At 71.5% G+C, this 24192-nt stretch carries 22 protein-coding genes; 4 read left to right on the forward strand and 18 right to left on the reverse strand.

The features are described from left to right. Positions 1–21 precede the first annotated feature (21 nt). Positions 22–507: a MarR family winged helix-turn-helix transcriptional regulator gene (locus GGQ69_RS12575; protein ID WP_183529055.1), complete on the forward strand. Its 486-nt coding sequence runs from the start codon at positions 22–24 to the stop codon at positions 505–507. Between the two features lie 95 nt (positions 508–602). Here the strand turns inward: GGQ69_RS12575 and GGQ69_RS12580 are convergent, their stop codons facing one another. Next, positions 603–2003, reverse strand: coding sequence for an NAD(P)/FAD-dependent oxidoreductase (locus GGQ69_RS12580; RefSeq protein ID WP_183529057.1), 1401 nt, complete (start codon positions 2001–2003; stop codon positions 603–605). 354 nt (positions 2004–2357) lie between these two features. Here GGQ69_RS12580 and GGQ69_RS12585 point away from each other — a divergent pair, with 354 nt between their 5' ends. The 3 genes from GGQ69_RS12585 (at position 2358) to GGQ69_RS12595 (ending at position 5952) form a co-directional block, all read left to right on the forward strand. Next, the gene (locus GGQ69_RS12585; protein WP_183529059.1) at positions 2358–3902 is read left to right on the forward strand and encodes a long-chain fatty acid--CoA ligase; all 1545 of its coding nucleotides are present in this window, start codon (positions 2358–2360) and stop codon (positions 3900–3902) included. An 80-nt stretch (positions 3903–3982) separates the two neighbouring features. Further along, positions 3983–5350, forward strand: a complete 1368-nt coding sequence (locus tag GGQ69_RS12590) for an MFS transporter (RefSeq protein WP_183529061.1) — start codon at positions 3983–3985, stop codon at positions 5348–5350. Positions 5351–5448: 98 nt separating this feature from the next. Then, positions 5449–5952 (forward strand): MarR family winged helix-turn-helix transcriptional regulator, encoded by a 504-nt coding sequence (locus GGQ69_RS12595; protein WP_183529063.1) that lies wholly within the window; start codon positions 5449–5451, stop codon positions 5950–5952. Between the two features lie 91 nt (positions 5953–6043). Here the strand turns inward: GGQ69_RS12595 and GGQ69_RS12600 are convergent, their stop codons facing one another. The 17 genes from GGQ69_RS12600 to GGQ69_RS12680 all read right to left on the reverse strand — a co-directional run bounded on the left by GGQ69_RS12600 (position 6044) and on the right by GGQ69_RS12680 (position 23927). Beyond that, entirely contained in the window at positions 6044–7294 is a 1251-nt protein-coding gene (locus tag GGQ69_RS12600; RefSeq protein ID WP_183529065.1) for a glycerophosphodiester phosphodiesterase family protein, read from the reverse strand. Positions 7295–7682: 388 nt separating this feature from the next. Then, complete coding sequence (locus tag GGQ69_RS12605) at positions 7683–8807, reverse strand: type IV toxin-antitoxin system AbiEi family antitoxin domain-containing protein (RefSeq protein ID WP_183529067.1); 1125 nt, start codon at positions 8805–8807, stop codon at positions 7683–7685. 303 nt (positions 8808–9110) lie between these two features. Beyond that, positions 9111–9809, reverse strand: coding sequence for a 3-oxoacid CoA-transferase subunit B (locus GGQ69_RS12610; protein WP_183529069.1), 699 nt, complete (start codon positions 9807–9809; stop codon positions 9111–9113). A 14-nt stretch (positions 9810–9823) separates the two neighbouring features. After that, positions 9824–10585 (reverse strand): 3-oxoacid CoA-transferase subunit A, encoded by a 762-nt coding sequence (locus GGQ69_RS12615; RefSeq protein ID WP_183529070.1) that lies wholly within the window; start codon positions 10583–10585, stop codon positions 9824–9826. Positions 10586–10691: 106 nt separating this feature from the next. Then, on the reverse strand, positions 10692–11942 hold the full coding sequence (locus GGQ69_RS12620; RefSeq protein ID WP_183529072.1) for a thiolase family protein: 1251 nt from the start codon (positions 11940–11942) through the stop codon (positions 10692–10694). Positions 11943–12083: 141 nt separating this feature from the next. Continuing rightward, positions 12084–12539 carry a 4-carboxymuconolactone decarboxylase gene (pcaC, locus tag GGQ69_RS12625; protein ID WP_183529074.1) on the reverse strand — a complete coding sequence of 152 codons (456 nt, stop codon included), beginning with the start codon at positions 12537–12539 and terminating at the stop codon, positions 12084–12086. Positions 12540–12667: 128 nt separating this feature from the next. Beyond that, entirely contained in the window at positions 12668–13489 is an 822-nt protein-coding gene (locus GGQ69_RS12630) for an alpha/beta fold hydrolase (RefSeq protein WP_183529076.1), read from the reverse strand. Positions 13490–13642: 153 nt separating this feature from the next. Continuing rightward, the gene (locus tag GGQ69_RS12635) at positions 13643–15205 is read right to left on the reverse strand and encodes a lyase family protein (protein ID WP_183529078.1); all 1563 of its coding nucleotides are present in this window, start codon (positions 15203–15205) and stop codon (positions 13643–13645) included. A gap of 298 nt (positions 15206–15503) precedes the next feature. Continuing rightward, positions 15504–16145 carry a protocatechuate 3,4-dioxygenase subunit alpha gene (pcaG, locus tag GGQ69_RS12640; RefSeq protein ID WP_183529080.1) on the reverse strand — a complete coding sequence of 214 codons (642 nt, stop codon included), beginning with the start codon at positions 16143–16145 and terminating at the stop codon, positions 15504–15506. Further along, entirely contained in the window at positions 16135–16848 is a 714-nt protein-coding gene (gene pcaH, locus GGQ69_RS12645) for a protocatechuate 3,4-dioxygenase subunit beta (RefSeq protein ID WP_221243794.1), read from the reverse strand. The genes pcaG and pcaH overlap by 11 nt, the downstream gene beginning before the upstream one ends. Before the next feature lie 168 nt (positions 16849–17016). Beyond that, positions 17017–18231, reverse strand: a complete 1215-nt coding sequence (locus tag GGQ69_RS12650) for a 4-hydroxybenzoate 3-monooxygenase (RefSeq protein ID WP_183529082.1) — start codon at positions 18229–18231, stop codon at positions 17017–17019. Positions 18232–18378: 147 nt separating this feature from the next. Continuing rightward, a complete protein-coding gene (locus GGQ69_RS12655; RefSeq protein ID WP_183529084.1) occupies positions 18379–19287 on the reverse strand; it encodes an IclR family transcriptional regulator in 909 nt (302 codons plus the stop codon). Beyond that, a complete protein-coding gene (locus GGQ69_RS12660; protein ID WP_183529086.1) occupies positions 19274–19504 on the reverse strand; it encodes a hypothetical protein in 231 nt (76 codons plus the stop codon). Before GGQ69_RS12660 ends, GGQ69_RS12655 begins: the two co-directional genes overlap by 14 nt. A gap of 103 nt (positions 19505–19607) precedes the next feature. After that, the gene (dapA, locus tag GGQ69_RS12665) at positions 19608–20735 is read right to left on the reverse strand and encodes a 4-hydroxy-tetrahydrodipicolinate synthase (RefSeq protein ID WP_221243761.1); all 1128 of its coding nucleotides are present in this window, start codon (positions 20733–20735) and stop codon (positions 19608–19610) included. A gap of 585 nt (positions 20736–21320) precedes the next feature. After that, on the reverse strand, positions 21321–22115 hold the full coding sequence (locus tag GGQ69_RS12670; protein WP_040385852.1) for an ABC transporter ATP-binding protein: 795 nt from the start codon (positions 22113–22115) through the stop codon (positions 21321–21323). Positions 22116–22311: 196 nt separating this feature from the next. Further along, positions 22312–23088 carry an ABC transporter permease gene (locus tag GGQ69_RS12675; RefSeq protein ID WP_010143773.1) on the reverse strand — a complete coding sequence of 259 codons (777 nt, stop codon included), beginning with the start codon at positions 23086–23088 and terminating at the stop codon, positions 22312–22314. Beyond that, positions 23085–23927 carry an ABC transporter permease gene (locus GGQ69_RS12680; protein WP_050813612.1) on the reverse strand — a complete coding sequence of 281 codons (843 nt, stop codon included), beginning with the start codon at positions 23925–23927 and terminating at the stop codon, positions 23085–23087. The genes GGQ69_RS12675 and GGQ69_RS12680 overlap by 4 nt, the downstream gene beginning before the upstream one ends. Positions 23928–24192 lie beyond the last annotated feature (265 nt).

Raw genomic sequence — 24192 nt, forward strand, 5'->3', positions numbered from 1 at the left:
CCGAACGTCACGAGGACCCCTATGTCGACATCCACCCACCGGGGCGCGCCCGCCCCGGACGCCTTGGCGGATCAGGGCACCGAGCGGTTCCTCGCCGGTGAGCTGGCCCAGCAGATCCAGTTCCTCACGGCCCGCGCCCGGGGCCGTGGCTCAAGTCACGCCAACCACATGCTGGCACCGCTGGGCATCAAGGTCCGCCAGTACTCGGTGCTGTCCCTCGCGGCCAGCGGTCTGAAGCCCTCCCAGCGCGAACTCGGTGAGTTCCTGGCCCTGGATCCCAGCCAGATCGTGGCCCTGGTCGACTCCCTCGAGGCCCTCGGCGCGGTCCAGCGCGAGACGGACCCCCGGGACCGGCGCTCCAAGATCATCGTCGCCACCGACGCCGGCCTGGAGCTCTTCGGGAAGGCCCGGGAGATCCTGCTCGAGTCCGAGGACGTCACCCTCGGCACCCTCTCCGCCCGGGAGCGGAAGCAACTGCGCGGCCTGCTGCTGAAGATCGCCTTCTAACCTCACCGGCACCCCCACACGCCACGACGCCGGCCGCGCACCCAGGGTGCGCGGCCGGCGTCGTTGTCCAGGGGCCAGCCCCCTGCCCCCAGCCGTCAGCGTGGGGACACGGCACCGCCGCCCGTGAGGATCTCCTCCATCCCCGCCCGCTCCGGCGTGGACAGGTAGCGCTCCAGGGAGTCGTCGAGCTCCTGCAACCACGGGGTGTGGTGCTCGCAGGCCATGGTCCCGGTCATCACCGAGCGGTGCGGCTTGTCCCGGTAGGTGAGGATGTTCTCCTTCTTGTCCTGCTTCCAGGCCAGGAAGATCCGCACGACCTCGTCCAGGTCGAACATCGGGTAGTCCGTGGCCTCGATGAGGTCACGGATGTAGTCGGCCTGGAACCGCACGTCGTCAGCGTCCCCGTCGAGTCCCTGGAAGCGCGCGCGCCACTGCTTCAGGTGGGCGGCCCGCTCCTCGGCCGGGGGCAGCTTCGCCCGGCCCATGATCAGGTCACGGACGTACCAGGCCTGGGCGTCGAACATGTTGAACGTGAACCACTGGTCCTGGGCACCCAGGTAGTACAGCTTGGGATTCTTCTGCCACACCACGCCTCGGTACAGGCCGGCGGGATAGATGGTGTTCGGCGAGGACAGGGCCAGGTCCGAAGACAGGAACGGGTACTTGTGGAGGTAACCGGTGCACAGGATCACCGCGTCGAACTCGCGGGTCTCGCCATTCGAGAAGCGGACCGTCTCACCGTCGACGCGGTCGATGCCCGGCAACTCCTCCATGCCCTCGGGCCAGGCGTAGCCCTGGGGGCGGCTCCGGTAGCTCATGGTGACCGAGCGCGCGCCCATCTTGAAGGCCTGCACACCGATGTCCTCGGCGGAGTAGGACGAACCGATCAGCAGGACGCGCTTGTCCGCCAGCTTCTCCGCACCGCGGAAGTCGTGGGCGTGGTGCAGGGCGCCCGGGAAGGTCTCGATCCCCGTGATGTCCGGGACGTTCGGGAAGGAGAAGTGGCCGGTGGCCACGATCACCCGGTCGAACTCCGAGGAGGAGGTCGTCTTCGAGCGCAGGTTCTCCACCGTGACGGTGAAGTTGTCATCCTCGCGGTTGTACTGGACCCAGCGCACGGCGGTGGAGAACTGCACCTTCTCCTTGACGTCCGACGTCCGGACCCGGCCGTCGATATAGTCCCAGAGGGCCTCACGCGGCGGGTAGGACGAGATCGGTCGGCCGAAGTGCTCGTCGAACGTGTACTCGGCGAACTCCAGGGCCTCCTTGGGCCCGTTCGACCAGAGGTTGCGGTACATGGAGGAGTGGACCGGCTCACCGTACTTGTCGATGCCGGTGCGCCAGTTGTAGTTCCACTGCCCGCCCCAGTCGTCCTGCTTCTCGTAGCAGACGACCTCCGGGATCTGCACTCCCTTGCGCTGGGCGGACTCGAAGGCCCGCAGCGCGGCAATCCCGCTCGGTCCTGCCCCGATGATGGCGATGCGCTGTTTGGACACAGCTTCCCTTCCGGCCCCACGGCCTTTGTCTCTCTCCTGCGGTGACGGGTCGGGTGGAGGCAGTCCTCTCCGGGCGCACCGGCGCCCGGGCCTCAACACCGCGACCTCACGTCGCGCCCCGGCCCACCACCCGGTCAGGGCGGCACTGAAGGCCGAGGACGGAGCACCCCTTCGGGTGCCGTTATGTCAACCACCCTACCAAGAATTCGCCATTGCAAAGGAATCGTGTCGCGCCAGCGGCCGAGGCGCAGGCCCCACCGGGCAGTTACGACCTAATATCAATCGTTGACATTCTCAACGCTTGAGTGTTGCATGGGTCTTATCGTGATCCAGCCCACAGAGCGAAGGAGTCCCATGAACATCGGCATCGGCACCTACCCCCGTCGTCGGGCCACCGTGCGACCGGAGGCCGTGGCCATCGAGTTCGAGGGCGCCACCACCACCTACGGCGAGTTCAGCCAGCGGGTCACCCGCCTGGCCAATGCCCTGCAGGGGCTCGGCGTGGTGCGCGGCGAGCGCGTGGCCTACGTGGGGTTCAACCACCCCTCCCTGCTGGAGACCTTCTTCGCCGCCAACCTCTTCGGCGCCACCCCGGTGCTGGTCAATCCCCGGCTGTCCCCCACCGAGGTCGAGTTCATCGTGACCGACTCCGAGGCCAACGCCGTCGTGTACGGCCGGGAGGTGGCCGACGTCGCCGCCCACCTGGCCGAGCGGCACCCGCGGTTGACGCTGGTGGCGGCCGAGGGCCCGGAGGGACCCGGGCTGCGCTACGAGGACCTGCTCGCGGGGGCCTCCACCGCCGAGGTCGAGGCCGACGTGGACGATGACGACGTCGCCCTGTTCATGTACACCTCCGGCACCACGGGCCGCCCCAAGGGCGCCATGCTGACCCACCGGAACCTGACCTACCAGTACCTCAACGCGTTCACCGGCACGGACCTGCGCCAGGACGAGGTGATGCTGTCCGTGGCGCCGCTGTTCCACATCGCCGGGATGAACATGACCACGATGCCCACCTTCATGATGGGCGGGCGGATCATCATCCACCGGCAGTTCCGCCCGGCCGACGTGCTGGCCGAGATCGAGCACTCCCGGGTCACCGGCACGTTCATGGTCCCGGCCATGATCGACCTGCTGGCCGAGGCCGCCGGTTTCGCCGGCACGGACCTGTCCTCGCTGCGCTCGATCATGGTGGGCGGCTCGCCCCTGAGCGAGCGGTCCATCCGGACGTGGACCGAGCGCGACGTCAAGATCGTCCAGGGCTTCGGCATGACCGAGACCGCCCCCGGCGTCTGCCTGCTCGAGGCCCAGGACGCCCTGTCCCACGCGGGCACGGCCGGCCGCCCGCACTTCTTCTCCGAGGTCCGGCTCGTGGACCCGGCCACGGGCGGGGACGTCGGCACCGACCGGGCCGGTGAGGTCTGGGTCCGCGGCCCCCAGGTCATGAAGGGCTACTGGAACCGCCCGGAGGCGACCGAGTCCGCCCTCGCGGACGGCTGGTACCACTCCGGGGACATCGCCGTGCGGGATGCCCAGGGGTACTTCACCATCAAGGACCGCATCAAGGACATGTACATCTCCGGCGGTGAGAACGTCTACCCCGCTGAGGTGGAGAACGCCCTGCTCTCCCTGCCCGCGGTCCTGGAGGCCGCCGTCGTCGGGGTCCCGGACGAGCGCTGGGGCGAGACCGGGCTGGCCTTCGTGGTGCTGCGCCCGGAGGCGCGCACCGGGGCCGACGTCCCCGGCGGGCCCGGGCTGCGCGACCAGCTCAGCGCCCGCCTGGCCCGCTACAAGCTGCCCCGGGAGGTGCTCGTGGTGGAGGAGCTGCCGCGCACCTCCACCGGGAAGATCCGCAAGAACGTCCTCCGGGAGCGCACCCAGCCGGTGCCGGCCTCCTGACCCCGGCCCGTTCCTGAACCCCGCCCGTCCCTGAACCCCGCCCGTCCCTGAACCCCGCCCCTTCCCGACTGGAGAGCATCATGACGACCGTCTCCGCACAGCACACCGCGCCCGACCTCGACGCCCTCGATCCGGGGGTCAAGCGCCGCGAGGCCCGCCGGGTCATCCTGTCCAGCTACCTGGGCTCGACGATCGAGTTCTACGACTTCCTGCTCTACGCCGCCGCCTCGGCCGTGGTCTTCCCGGCGGTGTTCTTCAGCGGCCTGGACCCGTTGACCGGCACGATCGCCGCCTACGGCACGTTCGCCGCCGGCTATCTGGCCCGGCCTCTCGGCGGGGCGATCTTCGGCCACTTCGGTGACAGGCTGGGGCGCAAGAAGATGCTGGTGCTGTCCATGCTCATCATGGGCGTGGCCTCCACCCTGATCGGCCTGGTCCCGGGTGCGGCGCAGATCGGCGGCTGGGGCGCGGTCATCCTCGTGTTCCTGCGCGTCTGCCAGGGCATCGCGGTGGGCGGTGAGTGGGGAGGCGCGGCGCTGATGGCGCTGGAGCACTCCGAGTCCGGCAAGCGGGGCTTCGCGGCCTCCTTCACCAATGCCGGTGCTCCCACCGGTGCGGCCCTGGGCACCTTCATCCTCGGCACCTTCTCCGCAGCCCTCCCGCAGGAGCAGTTCCTGGCCTGGGGCTGGCGCGTGCCGTTCCTGCTGTCCTTCGTGCTGCTGATCATCGGCATGGTGATCCGCGCCCGGGTCAGCGAGTCCCCCGTGTTCACCGCCGCCCTGGCGAAGGCGGAGGCCGAGGAGGCCTCGTCCGCCCCCAAGCCGAAGATGCCGCTGCTGCAGGTGCTGCGCCGGCCGAAGGCCCTGTTGCTGACGATGTTCGGCGGTGCCTCCGGGTTCGGCCTGCAGGTGCTGCTGTCCACCTTCTCCGTGGGTTACGCCACCGACGCCGGCAACGCCCGGTCAGACGTGCTCTACGCCTTCGCCGTGGCCTCGGTCATCTCCATCGCCTTCGTGATCGGCTTCGGCCGCGTCTCGGACCGCTTCGGCCGCCGCCCCGTGATGATCGCCGGACTGGTGCTGTTCGTCATGTTCCTCACCCCGTTCTTCACCATGCTGCAGTCCACCAACTGGTTCGTGCTGACCCTGGCCTTCACCATCGCCCTCGGCCTGCACGGGATGCTCTACGGCCCGCTGGCCGCCTTCATCTCCGAGCAGTTCGGCACCGGCGCCCGCTACACCGGCGCCTCCCTGGGCTACCAGCTGGCCACCCTGATCGGCGCCGGGTTCACCCCGACCATCCTGGCCACGCTCTACGCCGGCCCCGGCGGCGGCACCTCCGTGGTCCCGGTCATCGGCTTCCTGGCCGGCATGGCGCTCGTCTCCGTCATCGCGATCGTGCTGACGCGGGAGTCCAAGGACCTCGACCTGACCACCCACGAGCACTGAGTTCCGGGCCCGGTACGGTGCGCCCTCTCGACCCCCGGCCGGGCGCACCGTACCGGCCATCGGCGGCACTGACCGCCCCGACCACGACGGATACCACCATGACCACCACGACACCCACCGGCCTGGACCACACCGGTACCGGCGCTGACACGACCACCGAGGCTGCCGGCGTCGACCGGCTCCGGTCCACCCGCCTGGCGCACCAGATCCAGTTCCTCACCGCGCGCGCACGATCCCGGGGCACCGGTCACGCCAACACCCTGCTCAAGGCGGAGCTCGGGCTGAAGGTGAGCCACTTCTCGGTGCTGTCCGTGGCGGCGCACGGGACCAACCCGACCCAGCGGGAGCTCAGCGAGTTCCTCGACCTCGACCCGAGCCAGGTGGTGGCACTCGTGGACGTGCTCGAGCAGCGCGGCCTCGTGGAGCGGCTGACCGACCCGAAGGACCGCCGCTCGCGCATGATCGCCGTCACCGACGAGGGCCACCGGGTCGAACAGCTCGGCTATGAACTGACCGAGGCCTCCGACCAGGAGGTCCTGGCCAATCTCTCCGCGGCCGAACGCGAGCAGCTGCGCGAGCTGCTGACCCGGATCGCGTTCTGACCGCCCGGCCCGCGGACCACCACGTGGGGGTGGCCCTCCCCGGTCCCGGGTACCAGGACCCGGGAGGATCGCCCCCGACGCGGTGTGCGGATCAGTTCGCGTAGGTGTCCTGCAGCGTGCCCTCGTCCGTCCACAGCGCCACGGAATCGCCGCCGTTGTTCAGGACGTTGGCGGCGCCGCCGTTGTAGTAGTCGTCCGGGGCGTTCGTCCCGGGACCGGTGTAGACGCGCAGCTGTTCGCCGGCCTCCAGCTCGTAGCCCTCACCGACCTCGAGCACGTTGTTGGCGGCGTCGCGGAGGAGCCAGCCGGAGACGTCCACGGTGTGGTTGCCGGTGTTCTCCAGCACCACGTGCTCGCCGGTCTCGGCCTGCAGGTCCTCACCGGGGACGTCGTTGACGGAGTCGGCGATCCGCACGCCGGTGTTCTGGGGGAACGCCTTCAGGCCACGCTCGTAGCGGGAGAACTGGATGGGGAAGTCACCGGTGATCCGGTCCACGCCCAGGGCCGCGGCCTCGTCGTAGGCCTCGGTGGAGTTCACGGTGTAGACGCCCAGGCCCAGCCCGGCGTCCTTGACCCGCTGGGCCCCGTCCTCGTCCAGGGTGCGGTAGTTCGTGCCGAAGGAGTCGGCGAAGGTGGCGTAGCGCTCCAGGGTGGCCGCGTCCGGCACGGTGCCCACCAGCTGCTGCAGCGGCACGTCCGGGGCGATCTCGGCGAAGCGCTGGTTGGAGGCCTCGTCGAAGCCGAGCACCTCGATCTTGTCCGCCTCCAGCAGCTCGTTCCACTCCTCGTCCTCGGCGAGGGCCTCGGCCACGACCTTCTCGATGCCCGGGGAGTTCACCGGGGACTTGATCTCGATGAACACGCCGGTGTTGCGGGTGGCGATCTCGGCGGCGGCGTCGAAGTGCGGGATCCTCTCCCCCGTGTACTCCTCCGAGAAGTAGGAGCCGGCGTCCAGCTGCTGCAGCTCGGCCCAGGTGAAGGACGTGATGGGGTCGTCCTCGCGACCGGGGAAGACCTCCTCCACGTTCGTGGTGCGGGCCGGGGTGTTGTCGTGGAAGAGGAACGGCACACCGTCCGCGGAGAGCTGCACGTCGATCTCGAAGAAGTCCGCTCCGGACGCGCGGCCGTCCTCGAAGGCCGCCACCGTGTTCTCCGGTGCGGTCCCGGCGGCTCCACGATGCCCGATGAGCACGGGGGCGTCCTGAGGGGCCGGGGCCGCCGCGGCGGGACCGGACAGCGCGCCGCCGGTGAGGACCGCGGCGGACAGGGTCACGGCCAGGGTGGCCGCGGACGAACGGCGCCGGGTGCCCGGGCGGCGGTTCTGGGTCGGGTTGGGGGTCACGAGGATGCCTTCCTGTCGTGGCCCGTGCCGGTCCCCGCGTCATCCCGTCGCGGCCGGCCGGGCCCATGCCCGTCCACCCTTCTCGTCCCGGTTGACGATCCGGGGCCCTCGAGGTGACGTCCGGGTGAAGCCCCTCCGACGTCGACGGCCATTCCAGGTCGCCTCGACTCCGCGGGGCGGGTCGGGGCGAGGCGGGGTGGGGCGAGGCAGGGGCAGTGCTGGGTGGGGCGGCCCATCATGGTCGAGAGGACATGTCACCCCGGGGGACCCCACGGACATGTCCTCCGAGTCCGGATGAACGGCCGCCAAGGGCACCGGGGGATCAGGATGAACGGCCGCCAAGGACGCCGGGGGATCAGGATGAACGGCTGCCGGGGGTGCCGGTGGATCACCCTCGCCGCCGAGGGACGCCGTGCTGTTCCAGAATGGCCTCGAACCGGCACCGGGTGAACAGGTCGGGGCAGATCCACCGTGCCATGCCATACCCCTGCCGGCGGATCGCGTCCTCGCGGTGCTTCTCCCGGATCAGGGCGTCCTGCCCCACGGGGCCACCGGCCCCGGGACGCGCCAGCCGCCCCGTGTACTTCACCAGTCCGTCGAACTCGGCGGTCAGGCGGATGTCCTCCCAGTAGAAGTCGGTCCGGGCGATCAATGTCCCCGCCGTGTCCAGCACCGCGTACTGGAGCTCAGGCACTACGAAACCCGCCTCGTGGATGACGGCCCGGCTCAAGGACTCCCCCACCGACTCGGACCGGGCGTCGGCGAACGCCCACTGGGCATCGAACCGGGTGCGCTGGGCGGCGGAGGGCAGGAGCTCCCGCGCACGACCGGCCATCAGGTCGGCAGCGGCGTGGTCGCGCATAATCGCATCGGCCGCGGCGGTCCCCGTGCTCAGCGGTTCGCTGCCGAAGACCAGGTCCATCGCCGCCGGCAGTGGATCCACCCGCACCCGGCCCAGCACCGTACCGTCCTCCAGGCACACGCTGACCCGGGTGTGGGCCGGCGGTGGCGATCCGTCCGTCGCCGCGCCGGCACCGGCCCCTGCTGCCTCCCCGCCCGGTGCGTTCCAGTGCCGGTGCACGCGAGGAAGCACGGGGACCCGGCCGTCCCCGTTCATCAGGCCCTGCGTACTGAGCTCGGCGACGGTCTTCAGGACCTCGTGCTCGTTGACGTAGGGCGACACCTGCCGCCGCGTCCCGGAGTCACCGCGGTGCACCGCCCGGACGTGGAGAGTGGGGACCTGCTCGACCACCGGGTACCCCAGGAGCCCGAGCGCCGTGGCCCCGCAGAAGGTGACCGGCCGGCGTCGGGAGTCCGCGAAGGCCACGGCACCCACCCGGTGACGGTCCTGCCGGGACAGCAGCAGCCACCGCCGCGTGGACGCGTACGTGCCGGGAGCCAGACGGACCAGCTCTCCCCGCTGGGCCCGGCGGGCCAGCATCCGGGCGGAGCGGCCCCCGTCGCTCTCGGTAGGGCGGATCAGCAGGGGCTCGGCGTTCGCAGGGGACGTCACCCGCCCATGCTGACTGGTCCGAGGTGCCCGCGGGGACGCTGTCCACAGCGTGTGGACAGTGATGATCCGGGTTCAGGAGACGCGTCACGCGCCGTGCCCCGCCGGATGAGTCCTCTCGATGATGACGGACGCCGGGAACCGGCCCCCGGGAACCCGGCGCCGGCCCGCGCACGGACATCGGCCTGCGCACGGGTGCCGGACGCCGGGGGCTGGAGGACGGACGACGACGGCCGGCCACCTCGGGAGGTGACCGGCCGTCGTCGGGAGGGCACGCGGCCAGGGCCGCGAGGCGGGCTCAGCGGCTCAGGCGCCGGCCTTCTCGAAGCGCACGTCCGGGTGCCTCTCCTGCAGCTCCTCGAAGGTGAGGCCGTGCAGCTCGCGCACGGTCACCACGCCGGAGGGGTCCAGCAGCAGCACGGCCCGGTCCGAGTAGATCCGGGACACGCAGCCCACGCCGGTGAGCGGGAAGGTGCACTCGGCCATCAGCTTGCGGTCGCCCTTCTTCGTGAACAGGTCCATCATCACGTAGGTGTCCTTGGCGCCGATCGCCAGGTCCATGGCACCGCCCACGGCGGGGATGGCCCCGGGCTTGCCGGTGGACCAGTTGGCCAGGTCACCGGTGGCGGAGACCTGGTAGGCGCCCAGCACGCAGACGTCCAGGTGGCCGCCGCGCATCATGGCGAAGGAGTCGGCGTGGTGGAAGTAGGAGGCACCCGGCAGCTCGGTCACCGGGATCTTGCCGGCGTTGATCAGGTCCTCGTCGACCTGGTCACCGGTGGCCTCCGGGCCGAAGCCCAGCATGCCGTTCTCGGTGTGCAGCGTGACCTTCTTCTCCGGGGAGAGGTAGTTGGACACGGTGGTCGGCTGGCCGATGCCCAGGTTCACGAAGGAGCCCGGCGCGATGTCCTCGGCGATGACCCGGGCCAGTTCGTCCTGGGTCAGCGGGGTGTCGGTGCTGCGGAACGCCTGGACGTCCGCGGCCTCGGTGGTCTGCTCGCTCATCTCGCTCGTCCCCTTCACTTCTGGGCGGCCAGCTCGGCCGCGGTCTTGGTGGCCATGCAGGGCTTGGACCGCCCGGCGGCCAGGGCCTCGCGCTCCTCGCGCTCCTTCACGCCGGAACCGGTCGGGATCCCCACGACGGTGTCCACGTAGATCCCCGGGGTCACCACGTGCTCCGGGTTCAGCGGCTCGTCCAGGACCTCGTCCACCTGCACGATGGTGTGCGCGGCGGCGGTGGCCATGACGGGCCCGAAGTTGCGGGCGGTCTTGCGGTAGACCAGGTTGCCGTACGGGTCGGCGGCGTAGGCCTTGATCAGGGCGAAGTCGCCGCGGATCGGGGACTCCAGCACGTAGTGCTTGCCGTCGATCTCGCGGACCTCCTTGCCCTCAGCCAGCTGGGTGCCGTACCCGGTGGGGCTGAAGAAGCCGCCGATGCCGGCACCGGCGGCGCGCATGCGCTCGGCCAGGTTGCCCTGCGGCACGAGCTCCAGCTCGATCTCGCCGGCGCGGTACGCCTCGTCGAAGTGCCAGGAGTCGGACTGGCGCGGGAACGAGCAGATGATCTTGGCCACCCGCCGCTCCTTGATCAGCAGGGCCAGGCCGGCGTCGGCCTGCCCGGCGTTGTTGTTCACCACGGTCAGGCCGGTGGCACCGGAATCCATCAGCGCGTCGATCAGCTCCATCGGCTGGCCGGCGTTGCCGAATCCACCGATCAGCACCGTGGCGCCGTCGGTGATCCGGGAGACGGCCTCGGCAGCCGTGTCCACGAACTCAAGCATCGTTCCTCCTTGGGAAGGGTTGGTCTGTCAGGTCGGGTCTGGCCCACGACGCCGGCCGGCGCCCCGCGCTGCGAACGCGCCGGCCGGCGTCGGGGACCGGACGGGGTCAGCGGGCGTTGACGTTCTCCAGCACCACGGCGATGCCCTGGCCGACGCCGATGCACAGCGCGGCCACGCCCCAGCGGTCGCCGGACTCCTCGAGGCGGCGCGCCAGGGTGCCGAGCACGCGGGTGCCCGAGGCGCCGAGCGGGTGGCCGATGGCGATGGCCCCGCCCCAGGCGTTGACGATGGACAGGTCCACGCCCCAGGCGTCGGTGCAGGCCAGGGACTGGGCGGCGAAGGCCTCGTTGAGCTCCACCGCGGAGACGTCGTCCCAGGTGATGCCGGCCCGCTCCAGGGCCTTGTTGGCCGCGTCCACCGGCGCGTAGCCGAAGTACTGCGGCTCGTTGGCGGCGGTCGCGCGGCCGGCGATCCGGGCCAGCGGCTGCAGGCCCAGGATGTCGGCGGCCTTGTCCGAGCCGAGCCAGGCGGCGGAGGCGCCGTCGTTCATGGGCGAGGAGTTGCCGGCGGTGATCATGCCGTTCTCCTTGCGGAACACGGTGCGCAGCCCGGCCAGGGACTCGGCGGTGGAGTCCGGGCGGATGGTCTCGTCCCGGGCCAGGTCCACGTCCGGCACGGCGACGGTCAGGTTGTCGTACTTGCCCTCGTCCCAGGCCTTGGCGGAGAGCTGGTGCGAGTTCGCGGCGAACGCGTCCATCCGCTCACGGTTGATGCCGTACTTCTCCCGCAGCTGCTCGGTGGCCTCGCCCAGGGAGACGGTCCACTCCTTGGGCATGTTGCGGTTGACCAGGCGCCAGCCGAGGGTGGTGTTGGCCAGCTCCAGGTTGTGCATCGGGAAGGGACGCTCGGTCTTGGGCAGGACCCACGGGGCACGGGACATCGACTCGACACCGCCGATGAGCATGAGGTCGGCCTCGCCGGTGTTGATCTGGCGGGAGGCGATGATGGCGGCGTCCAGCGAGGAGCCGCACAGCCGGTTCACGGTGGTGCCGGGGATGGAGGTGGGCAGCCCGGCCAGCAGGGTGGCCATGCGGGCCACGTTGCGGTTCTCCTCGCCGGCGCCGTTGGCGTTGCCGAAGACGACCTCGTCGATCCGCGCCAGGTCGCTGCCGACTCCCGTGCCCTGGGTGTCCGGGGCATCGGGCAGCAGGCCGGCCAGCTTGGGGGCGCGCTTGACGGACTCGCGCACGACGACGGTGGCCAGGTCGTCCGGGCGGGTCTTGGCCAGCGCGCCGCCGACCTTGCCGAAGGGGGTGCGGACGGCGTCGTAGATGTAGGCGTCAGTCTGGGCAGTCATGGGATGACCTTCTCTCTGTTCGAACGACAGGCTACTGCGGTGGGCCGGGGACGGTCTGGGAGCCCGCGGAGGGCGACCGGCCCGGCGACGGTGGTGGGCTGCGGTGGGAGGCCGGGGTGCGGGTGGGGGCCCGGCCCGCCCCTAGAGCTCCTTGCCGGCGGCGAGGTCCTCGTCCACCTGGGCGAAGACCTCCTGGGCCAGCTTGAAGGCGATGTTGGCGGCGGGCACGGAGGAGTAGATGGCGGTCTGCAGCAGGATCTCCTTGATCTCCTCGCGGCTCAGGCCGTTGCGCAGCGCCGCCCGGATGTGCATGGCGGCCTCCTCCCAGTACCCGCCCGAGACCATCGCGGAGATGGTGACGGCCGAGCGCATCCGCCGGTCCAGGCCCGGGCGGGTCCAGATGGTCCCCCACGCGTACCGGGTGATGAGGTTCTGGAAGTCCTCGGTGGTCTCGTCCTTCTTCGACTCCGCGCGGTCCACGTGGGCGTTGCCCAGGACCTCGCGGCGCACGGCCATGCCGGCGTCGAGGACGTCCTGGCTCGTGGCGGACATGTCGTGCCCGATGGGCTGGGCGGCCTGCTGGGTGTTCTCGCTCATGGAAGCTCCTGCTCTGTGAGGTCTCGTGCCGCGGGGGGCTCGGGGGAATCGGGGTCGGGCGACGCGCGGGCCCGCACCTGCGGGGGCGGCGTCCCGCGGGTGCGCGGGGGCGGCGTCCCGGGTGGAGCTCAGCCGGCGCGGACGGCCCCGAAGTGCTCCCGGAGGATGCGGGCGGTGTTCTCCGGGTCCTCGGTGGGCCCCTGGTGCGCCACGCCGTCCAGCACCACGGCGGTGCCGTGCTGGACCCCGGCGGCGATCTGCTCGGCGTCCGCCGGCGGGCAGACCCCGTCCACCGCGCCGTTGATGGCCAGGATCGGCGTGGTGATCTCGCCCAGGCGCTCGCGCACGTCGAACTGCGCCAGCGCCTCGCAGATCCGGGCGTAGGAGAACCGGTCGGCCTCCTGCAGGGTGTGCAGCAGGCGGGTCGAGCGGGCAGGGTGCTTCTCGATGAAGCCCGGGGCGAACCACTTCTCCGCCGAACCGGCGACCATGGACGGGGTGCCGGCCTTCTCGACGAACTGCGCGCGCTCGCGCCAGGCCTCCGGCACGCCGATCTTCGCGGCCGAGCAGATCACGGCGATGCCGTCGAACAGGTCACCGTGGTCCAGGCCCAGCTGCAGGGCCACCTCGCCGTTGACCGAGACGCCGGCGTAGTAGACCTTGGCGCCGGCCGGGATCGTGCCGCTGGCGTGCTGGGCCCGGACCAGGTCCGCCACGGCGTTGGCCAGGTCGGCGATGGAGGTCGGCTCGTTGTGCGCCGGGGACTCACCGTGACCGGGCAGGTCCCAGCCGATGACCTGGAAGCGCTCCTCCAGCAGGTTCGCGGTGTCCTGCCACAGGGCATGCACCCCGGTGCCCAGGCCGGCGCCCACGAACAGGACGTCCTGGGGCTCTCCGAACGAGTCGACCTCGTTGGTCAGACGGCTCGCGGTGATCTCTGGTGTCGTCACTGGTGCTCCATTCCTTGTTCCTTGGGCTGCTGACGTCGTCGTCAGTCGTCGGGGTTCGTCGGTTCTCGTCGGCCGCCACCGGGCCTGCACACGCGGATCCGGCTGGGCGGGGGTGGTCGGTGGTCGGTCTCTGCTCGTGGTCCTCGGAGAGGCTCAGTCCTGGCCGGCCGCCAGGAACCCGCCGGCCGCGGCCACGAACCGGTCCACCAGGGCACCGGCCTCACCGGTGTACTCCGCCGGGTCGAGCAGGCCGTCGAGCTGCTCGTCGGAGACGGACGGCGGCAGCTCGGCGCGCAGCAGGGTGCGGAAGTCGGGTTCGTCCGGGCCGCCGCCCAGGCTGCGGTCCACGATCGCCTGGAGCCGGGCCTTGCCGGATCCGGGCTCCCCGCCGGCCTGCTCCTGCAGCACCGGGGCGATCTCGGCCATGAGCCGTTCGGAGACCAGCAGCGGGCCCACGCGGTTCAGGTTCTCCGCCATCCGCGCGGTGTTCACCCGCAGTCCCGAGACCAGCTCGGCGGTGCGCTCGGCCGCGCCCCCGGCCTGGCGCATCAGGTGGCGCAGGGCCGGCCACTCGGCGTGCCAGCCCCCGTCCGGGCGTTCCTCGTTCGCGGCGCCGGCGGCGGTGAGCACCTGGGCCAGTGAGCCCGGGGCGGACAGGGCGCCGGAGTGGATCATCACGGAGAGCACGGGGTTCTGCTTGTGCGGCATCGCCGAGGACCCGCCGCGGCCGGCGGCCAGCGGTTCACCGAGCTCCCCGTTCTCGATCCGGGCGGAGACCAGCACGTCGTTGGCGATCTTCCCGCAGGCGGCCACCACCTCGGCCAGGGCCGCGGCGACCCCGGTGACCGCCATCCGGTTGGTGTGCCAGGGCCCTGCCGGCGCGGCGAGCCCGAGCCGGTCCGCGAGGCGCTCGACGAGCTCGAATGGGCCGAGGCCGGCGTCGAGGGTCCCCTGGCGGTGCGCCGAGGCCACGCGGCCGGACAGGGCCGCCATGGTGCCGGCGGCGCCGCCCCACTGGATCGGCAGCGCGGTGGTGGCGGCCTCCAGTCGCCGGCCGGCCTGGGTGAGCGCGGTCAGCCAGCCTGCGGCGCGCAGCCCGAAGGTCGAGGGCAGCGAGTGCTGGGCCAGGGAGCGGGCCACCATCGGGGTGTCCCGGTGCGTCCGCGCCAGGTCCACGAGGGCGGCGACGGCGGCGCGCAGGTCCGCCAGGATCGTCGCCGCGACGCGGGCGGACATCCGCATCATGGCGGTGTCCATGATGTCCTGGCTGGTGGCGCCGACGTGCAGGGCCCCGGTGACGCCCGCGTCCTGCGGGGCGGCCTCGGCGGCGCGGGCCCGCATGGCCTTGAGCACGGGGATCAGCGGGTTGCCGCCGTCCTGGCCGGCGTGGGCCAGCGCGGCGAGGTCGTACTGGGCGGGGTCCGCGCAGGCCTGGGCGGCGCGGGCGTGGGCGGCGGAGGTCATCCCCGCCTCGGCGAGCACCGCGGTCCAGGCGGCCTCGACCTCGAGCAGGTGACGCAGGTAGGCGGTGTCCGAGGACTGCGCGGCCACCGCGGTCCCGGCGGAGAGCGGGTCCAGCAGGCCGACGTCGGACTCCGGGTCCCGGACCGGGCGCGCCTCCGCGGCGTCCCGGACGGACTGCGACGCCGGCACGGCCCGGTCGCTCGGACCCGGCTCGGCGGTGGAGGTCTCCGGCAACGCTGCTGGATCGGTCATCGGGTGGCGGGCTCCTGGGTCTGGCGGGTGTCTGGCGACGGGTCTGGCGGAGGGTGCGGACGGGCGTCCGGCGCGAGGCCGGACGGCGTCCTGGGGGTCGGCCGGAACGGGCCGGCCCCTCCTAGGCTATCGGCAACGATGGCCCGGTGGCCCGGATGCGTCCGCAGAATACCTGGAGCGCATCCGGGCCACCGGGCCCGTCGTCAGCGGGGCTGTGCGGTACGTCTCAGCGTCCGGCACCCCGGTGCGGGGGGATGCCGGACGCCGCCGCCCAGCCGGGCGCCGAGCACGGGGGTGCTCAGGCGTGGTCCGGGTACTCGATGCCCGGGAACTGCAGGAACACGGTCTCCTTCTCGCCCTGCAGGTGCACGTCGAACAGCAGGCTGCCGTCGGCCCGGCGCTCGGCGATCAGGGTGCTGCGGCGGTCCGCCTCCAGGGAGGACAGCAGGGCGTCCTTCTCCAGGGCGGCGGTGTCCTCCGGCAGGTAGATCCGGGTGTGCAGCTTGTTCAGCAGGCCGCGGGCGAAGACCACGAGGTGGATGAAGGGGGCCTTGCCCTCCTCGGTGGGTCCCGGGTTCACGGTGGAGAAGGTGTAGGTGCCCACGTTGTCCACGGTGGCCCGGCCCCAGCCGGTGAAGGTCCAGCCGTCACGGACCAGCGAACCGGTCTCCTGCGGGATCTGCCCCTCGGCGTCGGCCTGCCAGATCTCCAGCATGGCGTCCGGGATCGGGTCGCCGTTGCCGTCGTACACGGTGCCGGTCAGGCGCACGGCGTCCGGGCGGGCGGGGTTGACCAGGTGGTTGCCGTCGCGGAAGGGCAGGTGGACCTGCTCGAAGCCGTCGGCGTAGCCGAAGAACGGGCCGATGGTCTGGCCCGGGGTCGGCACGAGCCTCTCGTCGCCCGAGCGTGCCGCGTCCAGCTGGTTCTGATCAATGCGCATCGGTGTCGCCCTCCATCCAGGTTCGGTTGCTGCCGCTGAGGACGATGTCCCAGTAGTAGCCGGTGTTCCACTCGTGGGTGGAGACATTGTGGTCGTAGGTGGCGACCAGCCGGTCGCGGGCCTTCTGGTCGGTGATCGACTGGTAGATCGGGTCCAGGCTGAACAGCGGGTCGCCCGGGAAGTACATCTGGGTGATCATCCGCTGGGTGAAGTCCGTGCCGAACAGCGAGAAGTGGATGTGGGCCGGGCGCCAGGCGTTGTGGTGGTTCTTCCACGGGTACGGGGCCGGCTTGATGGTGGTGAACTCATAGGAGCCGTCGTCACCGGTGATGGTGCGGCCCACGCCGGTGAAGTTCGGGTCCAGCGGAGCCGGGTGCTGGTCGCGCTTGTGCACGTAGCGGCCGGAGGCGTTGGCCTGCCAGATCTCCACGAGCTGGTTGCGCACCGGGCGGCCGTCGCCGTCCAGGATCTTGCCGCGCACGACGATCCGCTCGCCCAGCGGTTCCCCCTGGCCCTGGACGGTCAGGTCCGACTCCAGGGTGTGCACGTCGCGGTTGCCGAACGCCGGGGACCACAGCTCGATGGTCTCCGGGTCCGCGTGGTGCATGGACTTGGTGGGGTGGCGGTACAGCGAGCTGCGGTACGGCGGGAAGTTCACGCGCGGCTGGGTCTCCCCCGAGGCCGCGTCGTGGATCTCCTGCATCTCCGCGTTGATGGTCTCCTGGGAGTCCTGGGTCGCAGCGGGGTCGAGCACGTGGCTGTTGCTGAAGCTCTCCTCAGCAGGATCATGCTGGTCCTGGCTCACGGGCTGCTCCTTTCGGGTGGGGTTGGTGGAGGTGGGGTGGTTCGAGGGGCCGGGCCGGGGCGCCGGTCAGGCGTGGGGCCAGCCGGTGTAGGACTCGGCGAGGTACTGCTGACCGTAACGGGACGAGGTGATCGTCTCCAGCTCCCCGAGCGCGCGCTTGGCCTCGAACGGGTTGGCGTCGGCGCGGGTGTGCAGCATGGAGGTCATCCAGTAGGAGAAGTTCTGCGCCTTCCAGACCCGCTTCAGGGCGGTGTCCGCGTAGGCGTCCAGCAGCTCGCGGGAACCGGAGGAGTAGAAGGACTCCAGCGCGTTGAACAGCACCTGCACGTCCGCGAACGCCAGGTTCAGGCCCTTGGCACCGGTCGGCGGGACGGTGTGCGCGGCGTCGCCGGCCAGGAACATGTTGCCGTGGCGCATGGGCTCGCGGACGAAGGAGCGGAAGTTCAGCACGGTCTTGTCGAAGATCGGGCCCGTCTTCAGCTGCAGGCCGTCCGGGCCGTCCACGCGCTTCTGCAGTTCGGACCAGATGCGGTCGTCCGACCACTCGTCCACGTTCTCGTCCGGGGCGCACTGGAAGTACATCCGCTGGACGGTCTCGGAACGCTGGGAGATGAGGGCGAAGCCGTCCGGGGAGTTCGCGTAGATCAGCTCCGGGGAGGACTTCGGGGCCTCGGTGAGGATGCCGAACCAGGCGAAGGGGTACTCGATCTTGAAGTCCTTGTGGCCCTGGGCCTCCCCCACCGCGCGGCGGCAGAAGGAGCGGGAGCCGTCCGCGCCCACGAGGACGTCGCACTGGACCTCGAACACCTCGTCCGGGTTCGCGCCCTCGGAGATGTCCTTGTAGCGGAACTTCGGGGTGTCCGTCTCCAGGTCGAGGACCTCGATGACCTCGGCCTCGAACCGGACGTCGCCGCCGTCGCGCTTCCGCGCCGCGGCCAGGTCCACGAAGACCTCGTTCTGCGCGTACAGGGTGACGGTGGCGTCCACCAGGTCCGGGAAGTTCAGCAGGTGGGACTCGCCGTTGAACCGCAGGTCGATGCCCTCGTGCTCGTCGCCGACGGTGAGCACGCGGCCGTCCACTCCGGTGTCCGTCAGCATCCGCACCGCCTGCTGCTCGAGGATGCCGGCGCGGTGGGTGTTCTTGATGGTCTCGTGGTCCCGCTTCTCCACGACGACGTTGTCGATGCCCTGCTGGGACAGCAGGTGGGAGAGCAGCAGGCCGGCCGGGCCGCCGCCGACGATACCGACCTGGGTGCGGGTGACTGTGGGGGTTTCTGCCATGCCAACTCCTTCGTTGTGCGGACGTTCGGGTCTGGCTCCAGTGTGATCGAGCGAACACCACCGCGCCGCGTCGATTCTCACTCGGTGAGAATGACGTCGGCGGCCGGTCCCCTCGCGTCCGTCCGCGAGCGCCCCGGACAGGCCCCGCTACTCGCGTGGCACCTCGACGGGGGGATGGTTCGGGTGGATCCGCTCCGCCCGGGGCAGGTCGTCCTGTGGGCCCAGCGCCCTGCTGATGCCGCGGGCGGCCGCCAGCAGCATGGGGGCCAGCCCGGGCCGGAACTCCGAGGTCCGGGGCACCACCACGCCCAGGGCGGCGATCGTCTGGCCCTGCGGGGAGAGCACCGGCACGGCCACGCCGGTGGCCTCCGAGTCGATCTGCCCGTCCACCGACGCCCAGCCCTGGCGGCGGACCTCGGCCAACCGGGCCCGCAACTCCTGCTCCGTGGGGTTGACGACGCCCCGGGCGGACCCGCGCAGCGTCCCGCCGGCGGGGCCGGGCCGGCCCGCGGAGGAGGCGCCGCCGTCGTGCCACGTCTCCGCCAGGGGCAGGCCGAGCTCCGCGGCGTGCTCGGCCAGGAACGACTCGGCGACGTGCCGGCGGGCGAAGGCCAGCAGCACCAGCCCCAGCGCCGTGGTGAAGGTGGGCAGCCGGCCGGCGATGGTGGCCTGGTTCGGCACCGCACCGCGGGCGGAGAGCCGTTCCAGGACGAGCACCCCGGCGGGGTCCAGGACGGCGATCTGGGTGTGCTGGCGCAGCACCGCCTGGACGTCGTCCATGTAGGGCATCGCGGCCCGGCGCAGCGAGGTGCCCGGGGAGGACCGGGAGGCCAGCTCCCACAGCCTCATCCCGGGCCCGACGGCGCCGCCCTCCCCGCGCTCCAGCAGTCCCGCCGAGACGAGCCGGTCCACCCACCGGTAGGCGGTGGGCAGCGGGATGTCCGACCGGCGGGCCAGGGCGGCGACGGAGAGGGTGGGACGGTCGGCGTCGAAGGCACCGAGGATCCGGATCAGCCGGTCCAGGGTGCTGTCCCGCGGCGTCTCAGCGCTGGACACGGCGGGAGGCCCGGACCTTGCCCCGGTCGCGGGGACCACCGGAGGCGTCCGGGAGCGGGACGGACTCCCCGGCCAGGCGGCGCCGGCGTTCGCGGACGGGTTCCTCGAGGCCGGTCCCGGGCGGCGCCGGGGGGTGTCCGAGGCCGGGCAGGAGCCTCGAGCGCTCGGTGTAGAGCGCTCGGCCAGCCTCGTCGCGGGTCACCGGGTCGTGCGTCACAGCTCAATTATGGACCCGGGCGGCGCGGGGCCGGGCGGCGCGGGGCCGGGCGGGGCGGCCGGGGTGGGTCACGACGTCCCCCCTCGGGGGTCCGCCGTGGGCGTCAGCGCGCTGCCAGGCGGGCCGGGGAGGCCTTCCGGGCGCCGGCGGCCCTCGCCGCACGGGCGGGCCGGGGCGTGTCCTTCGGAGCGCGTGGCGCCGGGACGCCGAGCTCCGTGACCGTGGCCACCAGGTCCAGCCGGATGTCCCGGTACTGCTCCTCCGTCAGGTCCACCAGGGGCAACCGGACCGAGCCACCCGGCAGGCCCAGCGCGCGCAGGGCCGCCTTGGCCGAGGCCGCGGCCGGGGCGCGGAACATCCCGGCGCAGATCGGCACCAGCTGGCGGTGCAGGGCGAGCGCCTCGGCGTTCCGGCCCTCGTCGTGCAGGCGCAGCAGCGTCTGCAACCGGTCGCCCACCACGTGCCCGGCCACGGACACGAAGCCGGTGGCACCCACGGACAGCCAGGGCAGGTTGAGCATGTCGTCCCCGGAGTAGAAGGCCAGCCCGGAGGTGCGCATGATCGAGGACGCCGCGCCGAGGTCCCCCGTGGCGTCCATGACGGCGATGATCTGCGGGTGCTGGGCGGCGTCCCGGAGGGTCTCCGGTTCGAGGTCCACCCCCACGCGCCCCGGGTTGTCGTAGAGCATCACCGGCAGCGGGGTGGCATCGGCGATCGCCCGGAAGTGCTCGAGCAACCCGGACTGGCTGGGGCGGGAGTAGTAGGGCGCCGCGACGAGCAGTCCGTCGGCCCCCGCCTCGTACGCCGCGACCGCCAGCCGGACGCTGTGGGCGGTGTTGCCGGAGCCGACCCCGGCGATGACCTTCCGGCCGGTCCCGGACACGGCCCGGCGGGCCGCCACGATCATGCGCCGCTTCTCCGCGTCATCCGTGGCACTGGACTCGCCGGTCGCGCCGTTGACCAGCACGCCGTCGTTCCAGCCGTCGCGGGTCAACCGGCCCACCAGTTGCTCGGCGGCCGTCGCGTCCATCTTCCCGGCCGCGTCGAAGGGGGTGACCATCGTGGTGATGACGCGGCCGAAGGCGGCGACGGCGGCGCTGCCGGCCGGCGTGCAGCCGGGGTGCGGCCCGGGGTGGGACGTGCCCCCGTGCCGGCCGGCGGGCTGGGCCGCGGCCGGGATGATGGCCGGGATGCCGGGGACGGCGTGGTCTGGACGGTCGGTTGCGCTCACGGATGGTCTTCCTGCTCTGCCCCCCGTGGCCCCCCGGAGGCCCGGAGGATGTTTCCGGCACCGGGGGGCTGAGACAGGACGGCTGCACTCGGATGGCAGATCACGTCGGCGCGACCGGGACCTTCGGATAGGTCGCGCTGCTGAGATCCTTGAGATCACGCTAAGGTCTCCGTCCGGCCTCCGGTACACCCGGTTACCACCAGTCCCCGGGGGCCCCAGGGTGCGCCGACTCTCAGGCCCTACTCGATGCCGGTGGAGCGAGGGCCCGGACCGCCTCCCGGGACGGCCCTCCTGCCCTGTCAACAGGGACCGTACCGATCGAGTATTGACTTGTGGGGATGCTCTGCTAGGTGCGCACGCCGTCGTGATCTGCCGTGCCAGTTCACCCAGTGTTCACCTGAAATATCCTGCGGCGGCGGTTATGGTGCCCCCGTCATCGTGGACGGCATGAACCTCCCCCCGGCCGGCCGCCGCCCCGTCCGCGCCGCCTGCCCCCGGAGACGACCGTGCGGGCAGCCTCCCCCAGGCCGCGACCGGCGGCACGAGGGGGGCTGCCCGCACGGCGACGGGAGCGGCGGGGTCCGGCTACTTGGCGAGGGCGTCCTCGGGGCGGAAGCCCTTCTTCGCCAGCTGGATCTGCTCGTAGACGTGGTGGCGCAGTTCGGAGAAGCGCTGCGAGGACCGGGTCTCGAGCTGGTCACGCTCCTCCGGCAGGTCGATCAGCACGTCCTGCTGGATCACGGTCGGCGAGGAGGACAGGATGATGACGCGCTCGCCCAGGTAGACGGACTCGTCGATGTCGTGGGTGACGAACAGGACCGAGACGCCCAGCTGCTTCCACACGCTGCGGACCAGGTCCTCGAGGTCGGCACGCGTCTGGGCGTCGACGGCGGCGAACGGCTCGTCCATCAGCAGCACCTCGGGCTGGTAGGCCACGGCGCGGGCGATGGCCACGCGCTGCTGCATGCCGCCGGAGAGCTGCCACGGGTAGGACTTCGGCACGTGGGCCAGGCCCACCGCCTCCAGTGCGTTGTCCACGAGCTCGTCCCGCTTGGCCTTGTCCACGCCCTGGTTCTTCAGCGGCAGCTCCACGTTGTCCCGCACCCGCATCCACGGGAACAGGGACCGGCCGTACTCCTGGAACACCACGGCCATGGACTTCGGCGGGCCGGTGACCTTCTTGCCGTGCAGGGTGACCTCCCCGGCGGTGGGGGCCAGCAGGCCGGAGATGCACTTGAGCAGCGTGGTCTTGCCGGATCCGGAGGGGCCGACCAGGCAGGCCAGCTGGCCCTGGGGCAGGTCGAAGGTGAGGTTCCGGACGGCCTCGATGTCACCACCGTCGGTGTGGTAGACCTTCTTCAGGTTGCGTACGGCCAGCATGGCCTCGCCGTCCGGCAGGGTCTTGCCCACGGTGAGCAGGCCGTCGGGGGTCTCGGCCACGCCACCCTGCGAGGAGACGGTGCCTTCGGTGGAGATCTGGTCCGGGGTCATGTCCTCGGTCCCTTCCTGGGTGGGGATGGTCGGTTCGGAAGCGGGGATGCCGGCGGCGCGGTGATCACCGGCGGCGGAGTGCGGATCAGGCTGCATTCTCGATCTCCCTCAGGCCGTGGTACCAGCGCAGCACGACGCGCTCGACGAGCTGGAAGACGAAGGACAGCAGCACGCCGATGATGCCCAGCAGCACGATGCCGGACCACATCTCCGGGATCGCGAAGGACCGCTGGAACTGCACGATGGTGAAGCCCAGGCCGGAGGACGCGGCGAACATCTCGGAGATGACCATCAGGATAAGCGCGATGGACAGCGACTGGCGGATGCCGGCCATGATCTGCGGCATCGCCGAGGGCAGGATCAGGTAGCGGACCCGGTTGAAGCCCTTGATGCCGTAGGTGTGCGTGGTGTCCGAGAGGACCTCGTCCATGGCGCGCACGCCCTCGATCGTGTTCAGCAGGATCGGCCAGACGGCGCCGGCGATGATCACCGCGACCTTCATGTCGTCACCGATGCCGATCAGCAGCATCAGGACGGGGATCAGGACCGTGGGCGGGATGGCCCGGAAGAACTCCATGGTCGGCTCGAGCAGCGCCCGCAGCCAGCGGACCGAGCCGATGAGCAGTCCGCCGACCATGCCGATGACGATCGAGCCGAGGATGCCCCAGAACAGCCGGACCAGGGACGGGAAGACGTCGGTGGTCATCCGGTCCCAGGTCCAGGTCTCCACGAAGGTCTCGGCCAGCAGGGCCGGGGTGGGGACGAAGAAGTTCTTCTCGCCGAACGCGGTGGCGAGATACCAGAGGACCAGCAGGATGACCGGCAGGCCGACGATGTACAGGAGGGACTTGAGGGTTTTCACTTGACGACCTCCGTACGCACCGAGGAGTGCCAGGACAGCACGCGCCGCTCGATCACGCGCATGACGATGTTGATGAGGACGCCGAGCATTCCGGTCGCCAGGATGAGGGCGTACATGGCCACGTAGGAGCCGCCGGACTGGGCCTTGGCGATCTCCGCGCCCAGGCCCGGGGTGCCGATGATCAGCTGGGCGGTGATCGCCAGGATCAGCGCGACGGCGGCGGCCAGGCGGACGCCCGTCATCAGGTACGGCAGGGTGGTCGGGAAGATGACGTACCGCAGGCGGGCCAGCGGGCCCAGGCCGTAGGACCGGGCGGTGTTCATGGCCACGTTGTCCACGTCGGCCACGCCGTAGAGGACCTGGATGAGGACCTGCCAGAAGGAGGCATAGACGATCAGCAGCAGCGCGGACTGGATGCTCACGCCGTAGAGCAGCACCGCCAGCGGGATCAGGGCGACCGACGGCACCGGGCGCAGGAACTCGATGGTCGAGTTCGTGAACCGGCGCAGGAACGTCGAGGAGCCGATGATGAACCCGAGCACCGTGGCGGCCGTGACGGCGATGACCATGCCGAGGAACCACTGCAGCATCGTGTCCCCGACGGCCTCCCAGAAGGCGGCCAGCCCGAAGTTGCGGAACAGGTCCGCGATCGCGGCCGAGGCCGGGGGCAGGTAGGTCGGGTTGACCACGCCGGTCCGGGACAGCAGTTCCCACGTCAGCAGGAAGCCGAGCAGGCCCGCCACGCCGAGCAACCGGGTGCCCCAGCCCCGCCGGGCGCGGCGCCGGGCCCGGCCGGGACCGGAACTCGTCCTGGACCCGGTGGCGCCGGACTGCGCCACGGAGGTGGGCGGTGCGGCCGGATCCGGGCGGGTGGGGATGTCGAGGGCGGCGACGGTGGCCGCGTCGATGTGCCGGCGGGTGTCACCCCGCCGCTGGTCGGGGCGGGCGGCGGCCTCGAGGCGGTGCAACCGCTCGATCTCCGTCTCCCGCCGGGGGTCCCCGGACGCGTGCGGGCCGCGCGGGCCCGGTGCGCCGGTTGGCGTCTGGTCAGTCATCGCTCGAGGTGCTCCGCTCGTGACAGGGGGTTGTCATGCCGTGGGTCTC

Source organism: Micrococcus sp. TA1, assembly GCF_014199555.1.
Lineage (GTDB): Bacteria > Actinomycetota > Actinomycetes > Actinomycetales > Micrococcaceae > Citricoccus.